Raw genomic sequence first — 15,755 nt, 5'->3', positions numbered from 1 at the left:
AGGCAGCATTCAATCAAGTGATGGAATTGAACCTTGCGAGCGCTGCAAGGTAGTCCGAGAAATCACCTCGTCCACTCCGCTTCACTCAGGCCTGAACCGTCGATCGCTTTGGTTCGATTGTTGCGACGGCCGCCGGGTAGCGTTCACGCGCATCCTCGCGGACAAGAGTGTCCGCCAGGCGGAGAGCAAGAGCCATCGTTGTAAGGGTGGGATTGGCTTGGCTGGACGTTGGCAGCACGGCGCTGCTGACCGCGAATAGGTTCGGGGAATCGAACGCCCGGAGATCTTTGTCCACAACCGCGGTCGTACGGGATTTTCCCAAGCGGACGGTGCCAATCTGATGGCTGCCGTGACGCGCCTGTGCGAGCACTGCGTCGATGCGATCGGGCCGTGGCATCCTGTAACTCAATGTGCCCTGGCCACTGCGATGTAGCCACTGCGAGAATAGTTCGTGTGCCCGCACCACCGACTGCGCATCCTCTTCGCGTATCCGCAGATCGATCATCAGTTTGGGCAAGCCGGTGCGATCCACGGCGCTGGTCAGTGTGACCCGGCTATCAGGGTTCGGCGATTGCTCCGACTGGTAGAACAGTCCATAGCGATGATCAGGACTGCGCAGGAATAGCCCAGGCAGTCCAGGCTTCGAAACATAGCGGCGCCATAGAAAACTCGGCACAAAAGCCGCCGTGTGAGGGAGGTCCCTGAGCACGTTTCGCAGATGCAGGCCCCGATCGGCTTCCAGGCCGGCGTGCCGCTTGCGGATCAACTCGGCGACGAGGCGTCCGCCCAGCTTCTCATGCGACAATGCCAGGTAACTGAGCGACAGCACGCCATTGCCGTGCCCGGGGTCCGCCACCTTGGGAATGATCGGCCACATTGCGACATTGAGAATCTGCTCGCGCAACTGGGTTGCGAAACTCGGCACGAAGCGGCGGCGCGCATAGACCCCGTCATGGATGAAAAAGTCGAGTTCCTGATCGAGTTCCGGATTCTGGAACTCGATCTCCGCGATGATGCCGGTGACGTGCCCCATATAATAGCGCCCGAGCGAGCCGTTGCGGCCACCGAAGCGCTCGGGTGCATAGCGCTGCGCGGCGAGTAGAAGGCGTGTCGTCTCGAGCCCACCCGCGGCCAGGACAAGCTTGCGTACCCGGATGCGCCGGCGCTCATTGCCATCCGATCGCACGACGTCGATCGAGTGAACGCGGCCCGCTTCGGTGAAGTTCAGTCCCGTGGCGGTCACGCGCAAGCGGATATCGATGAGGCGGCTGTTGGTCAGTCGCGCCTTATGCGCGACGTGCATGCGCCGATCGCGGCTCCATCGCTCAAGCGTGGCGCAACTGAAGTCATCGTCGGAGGATCTGGAATTCTCCGAGGGAAGGCTAAATATCGGCGGCCCCGAATGAGCGTACCGGGACGCGCCATCATAGTAGGGAAGCAATTCCTCATAGCGAAACGGCCACGCGCCGTCGACCAGAGACGGCCTAGGCGCAAAGTCTATTGGATCGAACGGTACGCAACGGCCGCTCCAGAGATTCGACGTGCCACCTAATTGTCGGGAGACAATGGTGTCCATCTCGTAGTGCATATCGGAATCAGGAAAGTTGGCGCTGGAGAGGTCTTGATTGGCCACCTCGCGAGCCCGGGCGCCGGATTCCAGCACCAGGACCGATAGTCCGAAACGTTCCAGTTGGAGAGCGAGTGAAATACCTGCCGGGCCGGATCCTACGATGCAGATGTCATGGATTGAGTCATCCAACCCGTCCAGCCATTCATGAATCATTACTCACCTCAGAAATTGCAACCGGAAAGATAAGCTGAAACGGACACAAAGAATAGGTGATTTGTCGGTGTGCGAATGGTCGAAACATTTACTTTCGATAGGTGCCGCAGCGTAAGAAACAACGCTAAGGCTTCTTTCGCCTCCGATATTTCGAAATGGACAATAAATTAGAGGCTTTCCTCTCGATTGAGCGGGCTGCCCTTGCATGCGACGGGCCGACCGGGGTTGTCCCGTACCCCGGCGGCGAACCGATGGAAGGCTGCCGCGTTACACCCGCCATGCAAAGAAAACCTGATCTGCCTTTTTGGAATTCCAGCTTCGACAGGCCTGTCCGAACCGAGGATGGCACCGAGCTCCGCACGCTGCACGAAGCGGCGGCGTTTATCGAGGGGCACGCATCCCGCCGCCAGAGCCTCGCGTTCGATGCAGCGCGCCTGAGCTGCGAGGAGGCCGCGGAAACGGGCCATGGCTCCGACATCATAAGGGCGCGCCGCATGATCGAGCTCGCATTAGAGGACATCATGCTCCATCCGGCGAAGGCCGCAGACCACTCGCCACGGTTTCCGCGACCGATACGGCTAGAGAGCCGAGTGCTCTCTACCGTCGCAGACGGGATGGATTATCTTGCTAAGCTGGCCGCCGGCGCTTGGTGGCACGATGACTACCAACAGGCACAGGACGCCCTGGTCACTGCACTCGACACTCGAATAGATGGCGACGTCGCGCGTGCCGGCGCTCTGGTCTTGAAGTTGTTGCACGCGCGCCGCCTGATTTAACCCGCCGGTTGGCGCCGCTGCACTCCTCCGTGCGGAGATTGCAGCCTCGGCGATCTCGCGCTCGTGCGGTCCGCGGATGCGCGCGGCGAGCTCCTGACACTCAGCTCTTAATGAACTTTTGCGCCTCGTCGAGCGCCTTGCCGCACGCGGCAGCGTCGCCCTTGGCATCTGCAGCTTTGGCTGTGGCGAGCGCATCGCTCAATTGCTTGGACTGATCGCTACCGCCTTGCGCTGCAGTCGGATTACCCTGCGTCTGGGCTCGGACATCAGCCGGAGACGCCGCCTTGTTGCCAACGGTAGCGTTCATCGCCGGTGTAGCACTCGTTCCCGGCGTCTGGGCCGCTTGGCCCGACGGCGCGCCGGAACCGCCGGCACTCGGCGAGCCCATATTGGTCGGTCCCGATCCGGCGTCGGAGGTGTTCATGGACTTTTCGATCTGTGTGATCCGGTCGGTGCATGGGCCGGCGTAGGCAGTGCCCGTAAGCGCGAGTGTCGCGGCGATGGCCATTATGGTGCGTGACATTGGTTTCCTCCCTGCCGCCTGTGCGTGCGGCTCGATTACCAAGCGGCGGGGAAGCTTTCTGTTCCAGGGCCGCTCCGTTCGTGAGCGGCCCTTTCCTTAAGGTTCGTCGTCGAGGGTCCAAATAAGCTCATGCAGCGGTCGACGAGGTCCGTTGCACAGTTCTTCAAACGAGAACAGATTGACTCTCGGCGTCCGGCGTCGACTTCTCCACATGTGGATCCGCAGGCAGCTGTAGCACCTGCGCGAACTGCCCATCCTTCAGTTGCGTAAGGAGGACAATTCTTCCGTCGGCGAACTCTAGCGCGTCATGGTGCACGCGCGGAATGTTCTCATTGATATGGCGGAACCGCGCAACGGTCTGGTTGATCTTACGGGTCGAGAAGAAGCCAAACCGCCCTTCAAACTCAACCTGGTTTTCGAAGGCCAGTTCCGTTCCGGGAAGCAGGCAGACCGCGCATTCCGGTTCACCGACGGCGGCGAATCCGCGCGTTCCCGAGTTCGTAAAGAGGCTCGAAACCAGTTTGTCTCCGACCTCAGCTGGTCGGGAGGCGACAGACTCAAGGCTGTAATCGCACATGGAACGTCTCCTCTGACTGGGCAGCCAGGGTTGGCCACCCTTCCGGAAACGATAATTCCGCAGCGGTGGGCCTGTTTCTCACAATGGGGTCGCCTACGAGAATTTGACCGGGGCTACGAAGCGGTCGAAGCGGTCGCCGCACGAGGCAGACAGGTCTTTTCTCTCCGTCGGCCGCAGCCGGTGGCTCCGAGGGCAATGGTCTCTGAATGAAAATGCCGCCCATTGATGGCGCGGCCATTAGGTGATCTGGTAATTGGGATTCACTGTTCGAACGCCGAGACCTCGGCGGAACGCGGGAGTCAGGGCCATGCCATTCAGCGGCAGAGGTTATGATCCGGAGACAATCGCCTATCTTGTGCAATGCTTAGATGTGGCGATGGAAAAGGCGTGCCGGGCGACGGGTTCGCCGCCAAGTGATGATCTGCGGAAGAGGCTTGCCCTGGCGATCATGGAGGGCGTAGATACGGACCTCGGCAATCAAGACGATCTGATCGACTTCGCTCTCAGATCACTGCCGGAGCTGCGCGCCCGGTTGGCGAACTAGCTCTGCGCCAGCTCGACATCGTTGACGCTATGAGCACTTCGCGCGGCACTAGTGATCGCTAGGCCCAACGAGCGAGACAAGGTCGGCCCTGAGAATTGGCTTGTCAGTCGCTTTGGCCACCCACCTGACTTTCGCCAGTCCGCGTCGTAGGCACGCGGATGGTTACATCATGCCCCGCCTCAATCGCGTTGGTGGCCGCGCTCACAGCCGCTTCGAATGCGGCTTCCTTGGTCGTATAGGCCATTCCCAAGCCGGCTTCCTGGACCACATGCCAGGCGCCCTCTTGGCCGACGATGCGATAGATCTCATGCATCGCGACGCGCTCCCTGCTCACTGATGACCCAGTAAAACGGCGGATATAACAAGGCTCGCTCTCCGCAATCTGAGAGCGAGCCTCGTCTCGCCAATTTTCAGTCAGCCTTAGACCGTGGAACCATACCGGCTCCGTTCACGGGCTACTTCTTCTGCCGTATAGGTCGGCGCGTCTGGGTCGAAGCGCGACCACCCCGATTCACGGTAGGAGCGTTCGCGCGCGGTTAGGTCAACCGCCCTGTTGGCGTTCAGGATCGCGCGCGCTTCAGCTGCCCGACTGTCATCGACACGGGCCGATACGAGAGTTCCACCGCGGCGAACACCTTCGGCATAAACATTGGCTTCGGTCTCCGGGACACCTTCCGATGTCATCGCGCCGACTATGCCGCCGACGGCGCCGCCGGCAGCCGCACCAGCCACCGCACCGGCTGCGGTGGCGGCAAGCCAGCCGGCCGCCACGACAGGACCGATTCCCGGTATGGCGAGCAGGCCCAGTCCCGCGAGAAGACCGCCGGCTCCGCCGACGACAGCGCCTACACCGGCGCCTTTGGCCGCGTCCTCTCCAGCTTCGCTCTCGGTGTCAGCGCTCCCCGTCCGGCGGCTGTACCAGTCATCCGTATTGTTAGCCACGATGCTGATATTTGCACGATCGATACCCAATGCCTGGAGTTTGTTCGTCGCAGTGAGGGCGTCGTCGTAATTGTCAAACAGTCCGGAAATAGTCGTCATCGCACTTCCTCCATCGACACGATTCATTCTCAATGCGGGAATACATTCCCCTGGTAGTCGAGTGCGACGTCGTGAGAGGTGCCGCCCTTTGTAGCTTTTCCTCGCCAGACACCATCTTTATCCTTGGCGAGGTTAGTTACATGAGTAAATCCCTTTGCTTCGATGCGGGACTTAGCCTGAGCTTCCGTGAAGCTGTTGGCTCCCTTCGCCGGCATCGCCGGGCGATTGGTGTCCGGGTTGTTTGTAGCGGGCGTCGCGGGATCTGGGTTAGCCGCTGGGGCCTGGGCGAAGGCGGCGGCGCAACTCATAGCGAAAGCGACCGCGGCAACGGAAACGCGCTTCATGACAACCATCCGATTTGTTCAAAAGATGTGCGGAGTGAACAAGCGATAGGCAAGATAGTTCCCCTTCCGGGCCTACCCACACGCCTATGATTGCGGAAACTGTGATGGCCGGTTCGCGCAAACACGGAGGTCCGCAACCACGCGCTCGCCTTCGGTAATTGAGAACGTCAACTCTGGGTGCGGTGGAAGCTTTCCATCTATGTCCTTCAGGATCTCCGCGCTCCAGGCGACCAACGCGGACCAGGCAGCAGCATCGTCCATCAGTTCGACTTCTTCGTCGGACCCGTCTTCTTCAACTCTGAGCGTGTACGTCGGCATCGAAACTCCACGGATCGACCCAACCAAGGCAACACGAAACTCTAAGCTGCGCCCCCAGGCGAGTGGCGACGAGGATTCCTCATCGCCACTCTGGACGCGCGACCGAGGGTCAGCGGATCCGGACAGTGAAGCTTGGGTCGGAGTAATACTGCCCATTGTGATAATAGCGACCGCCCCGGCGAGGCTCTGCGTAGCGCGGACGGTCGGCACCGTAATAGCCGGGGCCCCGGCCCATGCGATCACAATCGCGCACGGTGACGCGCTTCGACTGACCCCATTTATTCGTGCGCCAGACGGTCTTCTCGCGGCAGACGACACGCACGTTTTCCGTCGAGCTGTTGAGCGACATATGCGAGCCCACAGTGAGCGGCGCAGCACTAGCGGCACTGGCGAGGCCGCAGGCGGCAAGTGCGAGAGCAGCGATCGCGATTCTTGACATTTTATCCTCCAAATCATCTGAACGATGCAATTACAACTCAGATAGACAGCATAAGTTCAGCAGATTAAACGCATATACTGGAGTCAATATCACATTCTAATACAAATTAATACAGTGTCATCCCAATCTATCGATACTCTTGCAGTGTTGTTGTAGTGATTCGGCGATACTCCACTATGTGAGCGCCGCGTTAGCTACCTAAAAGCTCCTGTCGTCTGATTGATTTCCTCTTCAACGGCCACTTTCCGATTGATCAGACTTTGAAGCTCGGCCTCCAGGGCAACTCGCTCTTCAGCCGCGACGCAGGTCGCAGCCTTAGACTGAATATCTTCGATTTCGCTCATCAAGGTTCGAAGAGATTTAAGCAAGTGATGCTGATCTGTCATTCTCTTCTCCAATGCACGTGAAGATCTAAGAGGCGGACCGCACAAAGCTATGCTTTTGGTTTGCGCGGCCGCCCGGCAGCGGGCAACGATGCTGCCGGGCGGCACAGGCTGCTTCCCGAGCGCCCCTCGGGGAGCAACACCTGTTGGGTTCAAGCCGTGATGATGTAGACGATCTTGTACGACGCCGGCTCGACGATGACGATCCGCCCGTCGGCGAGGATGAAGTAACGGTACCGCCGATATTGCGGGACGATCTCGATCACCCGTGCGGGCAGCGGGCGAAGCTCAATCGTCCGCGGCACTTCGATGCCGACGTTCACTGAGAAATTCACGTCGCGTATCGGCGTCACACGCTCTCGCGTGATCGTCTCGCGGATGGTTGTGCGCTTCTCGGCGGTGATACCAACGCTCCCAGTGGTCTCCACGTCGGAGCCCTGCTTGCTGCCGGAGCGCTGCTCTGTTTCGGTCTTGCTGCGCTGGGTCTCCTGGGTTGATGACGTGTCCGGCTTGCGCTGGGCACTGTTCGGCGAACTCTCATCCTGCCGCTGGGCGTCCTGCGTCTTCTTCTTTGAAGGAGTGGCGTCTTCCGTCTTGCCTTGTTGCTGCATCTCCTTCGATGGCGCGGTGCCTTCCTTGCCCTGCCGCTGTTCCATCTCCTTGGATGGAGCCGCGCCGCTCTTCTGTCGCGACATGGGTTGCTCGTTGCCTCGCGCGCTTTCGCCACCGCTTGCGTCGGGGGCGCGCTGTGCGTTGCCAGCTGCGCCCGGTTCCGTCTTGCCGCTGCCCGCGCCTGGGCTTTTCGGCGCCTCGGAAGCCGCAGGGCCACGCTGCTGCTCCTGCGGCAACGGGGTCTGCGCCGCAAGCGTCCCGGCGAACAACATCGCTGGAACCAACGTGCTCGCCGTGATAGCGAGTTTCCGCATCTTATCCTCCATGGATGAGTTGGCGTGAACGTGCGGCCTTACACGCTTACAGGGTCACTCGACGATCTGGACGACCTTGCGGGTCTTGGCCTCGACGATGACGCGGCGATCATTCACCACGGCGTAGCTATACGTTTCGTATTTGGGTACGGACCGCAGGACCACGGTGTCAGGCAGTTCCGAACCGACCACCACTTCGCGCTCTACACGGACCGAAGGGGCGTCTTCATGAATCACGTAGGTACGTACTTCGGCCGGCGGGGTGGCCGCCGCACCCACGGTAGCGCCCGCGACGCCCCCCACCACGGCACCCACTGGTCCGCCGATAACCGCGCCCGCTGCCGCGCCACCAATTGCACCTGGCACCGCGCCTTCCTGGGCGAACGCCTCGGCGGGAACGAGAAGGCCGCTCAACGCAACGGCACTCACGAGAAGAATTTTGTTCATGTTGCACTCCATTTGCCGAAAGAGAATGTAGAACGCGACCAGAGTGTAAAGTTTCCAATTATATGAATATAAATCTGTGACGATACGGTAGTACAAACGCCAAAGACCCCACGAATACTACATTCGCGGGAGAACAGATCGGACTAACTGTCTTCTGACGGCAGGGCGCGTTTGCGCATATCCCACCAATCAGGTTGGCGAGCGATGCGTGCCGCGGATTCATGACGCAAACGAATGAGAGAGGGAGTTTATTCCCGACCCTTGCGGGAAGATCCCTCGGCAGATCCCCCAGGCGTCATATCGCCAGCGATCGGCGCCATTGGTGCGGCTCGGGGCCAATCGCATATGCCAGCCGTTTGCAGCAAGCCCCAGCCATAAACAGGGTCCCGTCCGGGCCGACCGAGATCGCGGGCTGCCGTGGAGAGATATCCCGAGACCGCCGTGGCATCCAGCGCTGGGTCGCGTGACAATAGGCTGGCCACGGCGACCGTTACGAAAGGCACTGCGAATGATGTTCCCGAATGCGTGGTGTCTCCACCCCCAGCGGCAGCCGTCCTGATCCTCACGCCCGGGGCAGCGAGCGCGACGTAATCTCCCCGCGTGGCGCGACTATAGATCCGCGCGTCGCTATCGACGGCAGTAACGGCGAGGACGCCGGGATAGGCGGCAGGATATGCTGGGCCGCCACCCGCACCATTGTTCCCGGCAGCGGCCACCAAGATCATTCCTTCCGCCAGGGCTTTATCGATAGCCTGCTTGAGCACGGTATTAGGCGGCCCGGAGAAGCTGAGGTTCACGAGGCGGACGCCCCTTCGTGACAGCGCTTCAAGCGCATCGACCAGATGCACGACATCCGCACGCTCTTCACCGTCTTCAACGGCAAAGGCATCGACGGCGAGCAATTTTGCCTGCGGCATCAAGCCGGGAACTTCGCTTTCCCGCTTGCCGGTCAGCAATGCAGCGATAGCGGTTCCATGCTCAGCGCGTGACGTACCCGATCCGCCTGGAAGATCCACCACCTCAATGTCCTGGCCAATGAGGGCCTCATGGGCCGTGTCGACCTTGGTGTCGATCATTCCGATCACAGGCGGCCTGCCGCAGGTCGCGCCCGACCATTGAACCTGCGCCGCGGCGCACGAAGGGCAATCGGTGGGGCCGGCGTCGGTGTGATAGTAGGCATCGGCATCTGACACGGCTTGCGCATTTACTTCGGAGACGGCGCGAAGTCCGGCCTGCAATGACATTCCCGTAGGAAGCTGGAACGTGACAACCGGGGGGCGCGCGACGGTTGTGCCGCGTGTTACCCTTAGCCCCTTTGCCGACAGGCGCGCGATGTCGGCAGATTTCAGACCAGACACGACGATCCCGCTGCGCCGCGCAGGTCCCGAAAATTGCGCCATCGAAGCGGTGGACCCCGTTCCCCCGGCTGCCCAACTGCGCACGGCCGCCTGATTGCCTCGCCTTGTCGCGTTCGTGCTCTGTCTCCTCAACCCGGGCGTCGACACCTGGGCGATTTTTCTGCTGCGTTTGGCCTCTATCTTGAGAATAAAGGTTTTAAGAGGGGACAGGCCATACAATCCCGTAGCAGCGGTGAACGCGACGCCGGAGGATCGGGCTTCGACCTCGCCGACGTCTACACCCGCTTTCTTGCTGTTGCCGTTGGCCTTCCCATTCCCCTTCGCCCCGCCATTGCCATTGCCGCCGCCATTGCCATTGCCATTGCCACTGCCGCCGCCATTGCCATTGCCGTTGCCGCCGCCATTGCCGCCGCCATTGCCGTTGCCGTCCTTTGCGTCGGCTGCGGCGGTTTTGACGCCAGGCGTCCACCTCTCGATCGTCGGCTTTAGGGGAAGCATGGCGGCGAGGACGACGAGCCCCGTCAGCACAAGCAAATATCGGGATAAGCGCATGTGAGATCTGCCAAACGACGCCTCACGAGCGGCGCCCGGAACATAACGGCACCGCAAGCGATTTGATCCCTGCGCGATCCCCGGGGGAATAAACCGGACCGCTCGTTCGTTATTCCAGTACTTATCGGCAGGGTTGAGATGTCACCGTCCGTGCGCAGCGAACTGCCGATGCTGTTGCCTCGGCTCCGTCGGTATGCCTACGCGCTCTGCCAGTCATCCGCCCTCGCGGATGATCTAGTTCAGAGCGCCTGCGAGCGGGCGCTGCTGCAATCATCTTCCTGGACACCCGGCACGCGTCTGGATGCCTGGGTTTTTCGGATCATAAGGAACTGCTGGATTGACGGCGTGCGACGAGCGCGGGTCCAGGCCGAGGTTGAAGGCGCGGAGGCGAGCGACATGGTAATCGACGGCGAACGTCATGCGCTTAGCCGCGTTGAGTTCTCCCAGATTGCCGAACGAGTTGAGGATTTGCCTTGGGAGCAGCGCGAAGTGTTGTTGCTCGTCTGCGTTGACGAACTGTCCTACCGCGAGACAGCCGATATATTGAACGTTCCGATCGGTACAGTGATGAGCAGATTGGCACGAGCGCGCAAGCGGCTCGTCGAGGCGTACGGACACGAGACCGACGTGAGGGAGCGGGGATGAAGAACCTCCACCTGCATCCGAGTGACGAGACACTCATGGCGTATGCGGACGGCGAGCTTGACGAAGACGTCGCTCTGGCGGTGGAAACCGCGATGGCCAGCGATCCAGAGCTCATAAAGGAGTTGGTGGGATTTACTCGTAGTCGTCGTCTAGCGCGGGCGGCGATAAGCCGTGGCCTTGAACAGGCGTCACCGGAACTGATCTCGGCTATCTCTGCCATGGCTCGACGCCCAGACACGAGACCTGTTGAAGAAAAGCCATACCGGTGGTCCACGTTTCTGACCTCCCGCTATCGGATGACAGGCGCGGGCTTGTCCGCGGCTGCCCTCCTCGTATTCGCTGGTGGCCTCGGATATTTCCTGGGTGCGTCGCCCTTGGTTGATCCGGGACGCACGGCGCTCAGCCACCTCGACGATCCGGATGTCTCGGCGGCGCTGCAAAAGTTGGCGTCTGGGGAGCGGCGGCCAATTGCGGGCGGCGTGCTGGATCCCGTCGCTACCTACCGGCTCGAGGACGGCACTCTTTGTCGAGATTACGTACTTGTCGCTGACCAGACGAGGGCTGAAGCGCTAGCGTGCCGCTACGAGGGCACGTGGCGCACTATGGCCGCAATCGCCAAGCCGTCATCGGATGCATACGTTCCGGCGAGCGGCGAAACCGTCATCGACTTGTACCTGCAGCAGATAAAGGCAGGAGATCCGCTGACGCCCGAGGACGAGGAGCGCCAACTGGCGCGGTAGCTAGCGTTCCGGACGGCGTTTCTTTCTCTAGCGGCGAATAGAGCAGCGTCTCGTCCAACCAGGTATGCCGGGGTGGGGCGCGGGCCAGGTATGCCGGGGTGGGTCGCGGGCTCGCGAATGACTTGCAGCCCGCCACTTCGGTGTTAACCCCAGCACGCCATCGGTCACGCACTACGGAAGTCAGCCGCCCGGCAAAAGCAGGGGTGATTGCCGGGCGGCGTTTGGTCGCCCCCAGGGTTCCGGTGGGAACAACCTGCATCATCGCCGCTGCGCGATGATGAAGGTGTCGATTATCTTGCCGGCGGTTGACCTGACGACGACATGACCCTTCTCCGACTGCGTCGCTCGTTGGCACTCCTGCGAGCCTGCCTACGCGAAACGTTGTCGTTATCAGGGGTATTACGCTGCTCGTATCGCTGCACGCTGCCGGACGCTGATAAGCCGGCGAACACAATTGAGGGCATTTTGCGCATAGTCGCCTCCGAGATTCCGATGGCCACCGCGGCAATTACCGCCGCCGCGACCCATGAAATGAGCCCGACGGGCTACAGGCGATGATGGGCCTGTAGCGCAAACACTCCGTAGCCTGACGCGGGGCTGGTGCTCTCCTCGGGCATCGGTGTCGCCGCAGCGATGAGGCCAAAAAAGAGAGCAGATAATATTGCGGCGGATGCAAACACTATCTTCCGCATCGCCGTATTCTCAATCGATCACTTTGATTACTTTTCGCGTCTTCGCTTCGACGATGACGCGCCTGTTGTTCACCACTGCATAACTGTAAGTGTTGAACTTCGGAACGGCACGAAGCTCGATTGCGTCCGGGAGTTCGGATCCAACAATAACTTCGCGCTCGATCTTCACCGATGGAGTCTTTTCCTGCACGACATAGGTCTCAACCTCGGACGGCACAGCTACCACTGCTGACTGCGCAAACACCGACGACGGATGAGCAACAACACCGGCCACCAGCGCGGCATACAGAACCTTATTCATGCGAACCTCCATATGTAATCTCGCAGGTTGGAAATACTTGAAAGAGAAAGCTGTTCCCGGCAGAATTATTTATTTAAAAGTTACTGTAATGACGAAACGCAAATGACCACACCTTCGTCCGAAGGCGCGGTTGACGTCCATTTCCCAATCAGCAAACGAACAGGCGGGAGCGTTTATTCCACGGTGCGAGACCCACTCGTACGTAGGACGCGCGGTCGGTCCACCGTGGCGTCCCCTAAGTCGCCCTCTGGCGGGCCAGTATTTAGGGCACATGCGTAAGCCTGCAGTCGAACGGTCGAAGCCCGAATGCCACTGAACGGAATTGCGAACGTCGACGTTGATTCCGATCTTTCACCCAGCGGACGGCACGCATGATACTGATGAGCGACAGGGACGTGCTTCTGCAGATCTTTCACGCTCTACGAGTTCGCCAGATCGCTTTTGCAAGCCGAGCGGAGCTCGCTGGGTTTCTGTATCACCACGGTGGCGTGTCAAATGTCATCGTCAACCGTCTGATAAAGCACGGTCATATTATGGAAATACGCGGGACGATTATGTTGACCACCACAGGCATTGAGGAATGTATACGGCTAGAGAGGTGACTGCCTATACCAACTAAGGGTCCGCGTCTTTTATGCGCGGGCTGCGGTGGGTTCACGTTAGTCGAGCGGAGCAGCCCCCCGGCGTTCGTGGTGCAGGGCAACTGAGAGAGTGTGAGAGGCAAGCTGCCGCAGCGGACTAAGGGGTTGGCCTAAGGACAAATGAAAAAAGCCCAACCTTCCCGAAGGAGAACGGGGCGAGGTCCGGAAAGGGAAGGGGCGTTCGCTCTGCCGACCGGAGGCCATGTGGGCACGGGCGGCGGCACCGGCGCTAGCCAGAGCAGCGGCTCCGGGCTTGCGGGCAACCAGGGCAGCACCACCAGCAGAGATGGCTCAAACTCCAATACCTTGCGTCAGTCTGGCAGCTGTCCCGCAGGCGCGGCGGACTGTACCCACCGGCCGCAGACCAACCCGCAAGCCCCCACGAATCCGCAGTAGGCCCGACGCTCTTGGATGCGCCGCCATGTTCACAAACCATCGCGGCGCATCTCGATTCAAGTTCCCGTAGTCGGCATCTCGCTAACCTTCCGACAGACAAGGAACATTCGTCCATGTTGGCTTGTTTCAGCGACAGTCCGGCCGTTGCGGCCGGCGAGTGGAGGATTTTCCCATGGGTCGCGGCATTCTTCTTTGGCTGATCGGCATTCCGATTCCGATCATCATCCTTCTCGCGCTTTTCACGCGCTGAGAGACACATTCAGCCGTCTCAATCTGGAGTTTTTCGCAGATGTCCGATCGCGCAATTTTAGCAACCAGCGCCATAGGCGAAGAGTCAGCCCAATCCGCGGTTTCGTGGGGAGCAATTATCGCTGGCGCGGCGGTGGGCGCGGCTCTCACAATCACCTTGGTCTCGCTCGGGGCCGGTCTAGGCCTTGTGTCCATCTCCCCGTGGTCGAACAGCGGGGTCTCGGCCACAACATTGGGAGTGCTGGCAGTCGCCTGGCTCCTCGCCGTCCAGCTTTTTGCTTCGGGCGTGGGGGGGTATATCGCGGGTCGACTTCGTACGACCTGGGTCGGCGTTCACACCGATGAGGTGTTTTTCCGCGATACCGCTCACGGCTTCGCCGTGTGGGCCGTTGCCACGTTGGTGAGTGCGACGCTTTTGGCTTCCGCCCTGGCGACAGTCACGAGCGGTGCAGCGAATGTCGCTGGTGCGGCGGTGCAGGCCGGTGGCCAAGCAGCGTCTGCTGCAGTGGGAGCCACCGGCGCGAACGCAAATACCGACGGCCAAAGTCCGGTGGCCTATTTTACCGACATGCTTTTCCGCACGCAGACGCCACCTGCGCAAGGCGACGTAGGTAATGCGCGAGCGGAGGTCGGGCGGATACTCGCCCGATCGGCGATCAACGGTGATCTGTCTGCAGATGACAAGGCTTATGTCTCACAGGTGGTCGCGCGCGAAACCGGCCTCAGCCCGCAGGATGCGGAGAAGCGGGTAAACGACGTGCTTGCTAAGGCGAAGGCGACTGCGGACGAAGTCGCAGCCAAAGCAAAGCAGGCTGCGGAAACGGCGCGCAAGGTCGGGATTTACACCTCCCTCTGGGTGTTCGTCTCGCTTCTCGTAGGCGCCTTTTCGGCCACCTACTTCGCGACGGTGGGCGGCAGGTTGCGCGACGACTTGCCAGCAAGCTGAGGCGTGGTCCTTTGGCGCTCTCGCTATCCAGCGAGAGCGCCGAATGTAGGAGGGCGATCGGATGTCGGACACATACAAGCTTTTCGAGGTCTCGGCTGATTGGACTACGGAAAGCACCGTCGAGCCATTTGCTACGGTGGGCACTCTTGGTGAAGCACTTGCGACGCTTGAGCTCAGGGCAGCTGACCCCAACAGAATGACCGACCGCTTCCTGGTTCAGCGGGATAACGAGCCACCCATGACGTTGGAGGAAATCCGGGACAAGCTCATCTCGGAGGACAAGGTGGGATACCGGTTATAGGGAAAGCCAACTCGGGGTGGACCTATCCATTGGCTGGCCGCGGCAAGAGCCATCGCGCGGGTTGCCAAACCTGGGTCATGGGAGGACGGAGTGGACGCTAATGGCGGGCCAACGGGTGGTGACGGGCCGCAACGTCGATAGTGGCTACCCAACGCCCCCCTTGGCGGACGGTCAAACTCAAACCGTTCGATTCAGAAAGTTTGCCGCCTTCATCCCGTAACATTTCTCCGCACCACGTGACGAGCGCCGACCACGCGGCCGCGTCATCAGGCAGATCCGCCTCGCTGCCCCCGCGGTCGCCGCGAACCTCGAAAAGGTATGTCGCCATAGAGGTTCCTTTCTGGCAACCCAGCCTCGGGAAATGAGGTTAGTACGCGCGGCATCGTCGGCCACAACATTTGATGGCAGGTTCCACCGCGCATAGGGCCACAGTCGGTTGTGAACCGGTGCCGATAGATCGACGTTGAAGAAGACCGCGGGTTGCTCCCAGCGCCCGCGGTGCCGGTGAAGGCGTGGCTCGTCTCAACACCAAGCGGCGCCTTCCCGGCCTTGCTTATCTCCTTCTGTCCACGGGATCGAAGGCCGCTAAACCCGATGGCGACGAAGATACAAAAACTTCCGCACACGCTCATCAAAATCGGCCGGGAGAGCGACTCCGCGTTCCACGATATGGCCGCCGGCAATCTCGGCGGCGACAACCAGCCAATAGCGTTCGATGCAGGCTAACCGGTCTCTCACCGGAGGATCGGAGGCGTCCACGTCGGCGGCGCACTGGGCTCGCGCCCGCTCCTCGAGTTGCTGGTTCATCCGGAAAGCGTTCAACTCCGTCCGAC

20 protein-coding genes are annotated in these 15,755 nt (G+C 60.6%); 7 read left to right on the top strand and 13 right to left on the bottom strand.

Translation table 11 applies throughout. From position 1 onward, the window contains the following. Positions 1-85 precede the first annotated feature (85 nt). Complete coding sequence (locus G3545_RS06235) at positions 86-1,783, bottom strand: GMC family oxidoreductase (RefSeq protein WP_170010844.1); 1,698 nt, start codon at positions 1,781-1,783, stop codon at positions 86-88. 155 nt (positions 1,784-1,938) lie between these two features. Between G3545_RS06235 and G3545_RS06230 the strand changes: the two genes are divergently transcribed. Continuing rightward, positions 1,939-2,559 (top strand): hypothetical protein, encoded by a 621-nt coding sequence (locus tag G3545_RS06230; protein WP_170010842.1) that lies wholly within the window; start codon positions 1,939-1,941, stop codon positions 2,557-2,559. A 100-nt stretch (positions 2,560-2,659) separates the two neighbouring features. Here the strand turns inward: G3545_RS06230 and G3545_RS06225 are convergent, their stop codons facing one another. Beyond that, positions 2,660-3,082, bottom strand: a complete 423-nt coding sequence (locus G3545_RS06225; RefSeq protein WP_246702711.1) for a hypothetical protein — start codon at positions 3,080-3,082, stop codon at positions 2,660-2,662. Positions 3,083-3,245: 163 nt separating this feature from the next. Then, positions 3,246-3,659 (bottom strand): hypothetical protein, encoded by a 414-nt coding sequence (locus tag G3545_RS06220; RefSeq protein ID WP_170010840.1) that lies wholly within the window; start codon positions 3,657-3,659, stop codon positions 3,246-3,248. Positions 3,660-3,966: 307 nt separating this feature from the next. Here G3545_RS06220 and G3545_RS06215 point away from each other — a divergent pair, with 307 nt between their 5' ends. After that, entirely contained in the window at positions 3,967-4,203 is a 237-nt protein-coding gene (locus G3545_RS06215) for a hypothetical protein (RefSeq protein WP_170010838.1), read from the top strand. A 103-nt stretch (positions 4,204-4,306) separates the two neighbouring features. Here G3545_RS06215 and G3545_RS06210 read toward each other — a convergent pair whose 3' ends face one another. The 9 genes from G3545_RS06210 to G3545_RS06170 form a co-directional block, all read right to left on the bottom strand. Further along, on the bottom strand, positions 4,307-4,516 hold the full coding sequence (locus G3545_RS06210; RefSeq protein ID WP_170010836.1) for a hypothetical protein: 210 nt from the start codon (positions 4,514-4,516) through the stop codon (positions 4,307-4,309). Between the two features lie 107 nt (positions 4,517-4,623). Continuing rightward, positions 4,624-5,244 (bottom strand): general stress protein, encoded by a 621-nt coding sequence (locus tag G3545_RS06205; RefSeq protein WP_170010834.1) that lies wholly within the window; start codon positions 5,242-5,244, stop codon positions 4,624-4,626. A 29-nt stretch (positions 5,245-5,273) separates the two neighbouring features. Next, positions 5,274-5,588: a PepSY domain-containing protein gene (locus G3545_RS06200; protein WP_170010832.1), complete on the bottom strand. Its 315-nt coding sequence runs from the start codon at positions 5,586-5,588 to the stop codon at positions 5,274-5,276. Positions 5,589-5,672: 84 nt separating this feature from the next. Continuing rightward, positions 5,673-5,906, bottom strand: coding sequence for a hypothetical protein (locus G3545_RS06195; protein WP_170010830.1), 234 nt, complete (start codon positions 5,904-5,906; stop codon positions 5,673-5,675). Positions 5,907-6,015: 109 nt separating this feature from the next. Next, the gene (locus G3545_RS06190; RefSeq protein ID WP_170010828.1) at positions 6,016-6,345 is read right to left on the bottom strand and encodes a hypothetical protein; all 330 of its coding nucleotides are present in this window, start codon (positions 6,343-6,345) and stop codon (positions 6,016-6,018) included. A gap of 194 nt (positions 6,346-6,539) precedes the next feature. After that, the gene (locus G3545_RS06185; protein ID WP_170010826.1) at positions 6,540-6,731 is read right to left on the bottom strand and encodes a hypothetical protein; all 192 of its coding nucleotides are present in this window, start codon (positions 6,729-6,731) and stop codon (positions 6,540-6,542) included. 149 nt (positions 6,732-6,880) lie between these two features. Further along, on the bottom strand, positions 6,881-7,654 hold the full coding sequence (locus G3545_RS06180) for a DUF1236 domain-containing protein (RefSeq protein WP_170010824.1): 774 nt from the start codon (positions 7,652-7,654) through the stop codon (positions 6,881-6,883). Positions 7,655-7,708: 54 nt separating this feature from the next. Then, positions 7,709-8,101: a DUF1236 domain-containing protein gene (locus tag G3545_RS06175; RefSeq protein WP_170010822.1), complete on the bottom strand. Its 393-nt coding sequence runs from the start codon at positions 8,099-8,101 to the stop codon at positions 7,709-7,711. Between the two features lie 248 nt (positions 8,102-8,349). Continuing rightward, a complete protein-coding gene (locus G3545_RS06170) occupies positions 8,350-10,011 on the bottom strand; it encodes a S8 family serine peptidase (RefSeq protein WP_206151383.1) in 1,662 nt (553 codons plus the stop codon). Positions 10,012-10,149: 138 nt separating this feature from the next. On the opposite strand from G3545_RS06170, the gene G3545_RS06160 reads away from it, so the two are divergent. After that, positions 10,150-10,656 (top strand): RNA polymerase sigma factor, encoded by a 507-nt coding sequence (locus tag G3545_RS06160; protein WP_170010818.1) that lies wholly within the window; start codon positions 10,150-10,152, stop codon positions 10,654-10,656. Next, complete coding sequence (locus tag G3545_RS06155; protein WP_170010816.1) at positions 10,653-11,396, top strand: hypothetical protein; 744 nt, start codon at positions 10,653-10,655, stop codon at positions 11,394-11,396. Before G3545_RS06160 ends, G3545_RS06155 begins: the two co-directional genes overlap by 4 nt. 702 nt (positions 11,397-12,098) lie before the next feature. Here G3545_RS06155 and G3545_RS06150 read toward each other — a convergent pair. Then, entirely contained in the window at positions 12,099-12,389 is a 291-nt protein-coding gene (locus G3545_RS06150) for a DUF1236 domain-containing protein (protein WP_170010814.1), read from the bottom strand. Positions 12,390-13,715: 1,326 nt separating this feature from the next. Between G3545_RS06150 and G3545_RS06145 the strand changes: the two genes are divergently transcribed. The 3 genes from G3545_RS06145 to G3545_RS29870 all read left to right on the top strand — a co-directional run bounded on the left by G3545_RS06145 (position 13,716) and on the right by G3545_RS29870 (position 15,648). Continuing rightward, entirely contained in the window at positions 13,716-14,621 is a 906-nt protein-coding gene (locus G3545_RS06145) for a hypothetical protein (RefSeq protein WP_170010812.1), read from the top strand. A gap of 61 nt (positions 14,622-14,682) precedes the next feature. After that, positions 14,683-14,922 carry a hypothetical protein gene (locus tag G3545_RS06140; protein WP_170010810.1) on the top strand — a complete coding sequence of 80 codons (240 nt, stop codon included), beginning with the start codon at positions 14,683-14,685 and terminating at the stop codon, positions 14,920-14,922. Positions 14,923-15,516: 594 nt separating this feature from the next. Continuing rightward, the gene (locus tag G3545_RS29870) at positions 15,517-15,648 is read left to right on the top strand and encodes a hypothetical protein (protein WP_281411707.1); all 132 of its coding nucleotides are present in this window, start codon (positions 15,517-15,519) and stop codon (positions 15,646-15,648) included. Positions 15,649-15,755 lie beyond the last annotated feature (107 nt).

It is taken from the genome of Starkeya sp. ORNL1 (assembly GCF_012971745.1).
Taxonomy (GTDB): Bacteria; Pseudomonadota; Alphaproteobacteria; order Rhizobiales; family Xanthobacteraceae; genus Ancylobacter.
The sequence above is the reverse complement of the archived record's forward strand: the minus strand, read 5'-3'. Positions and strand labels throughout refer to the sequence as shown.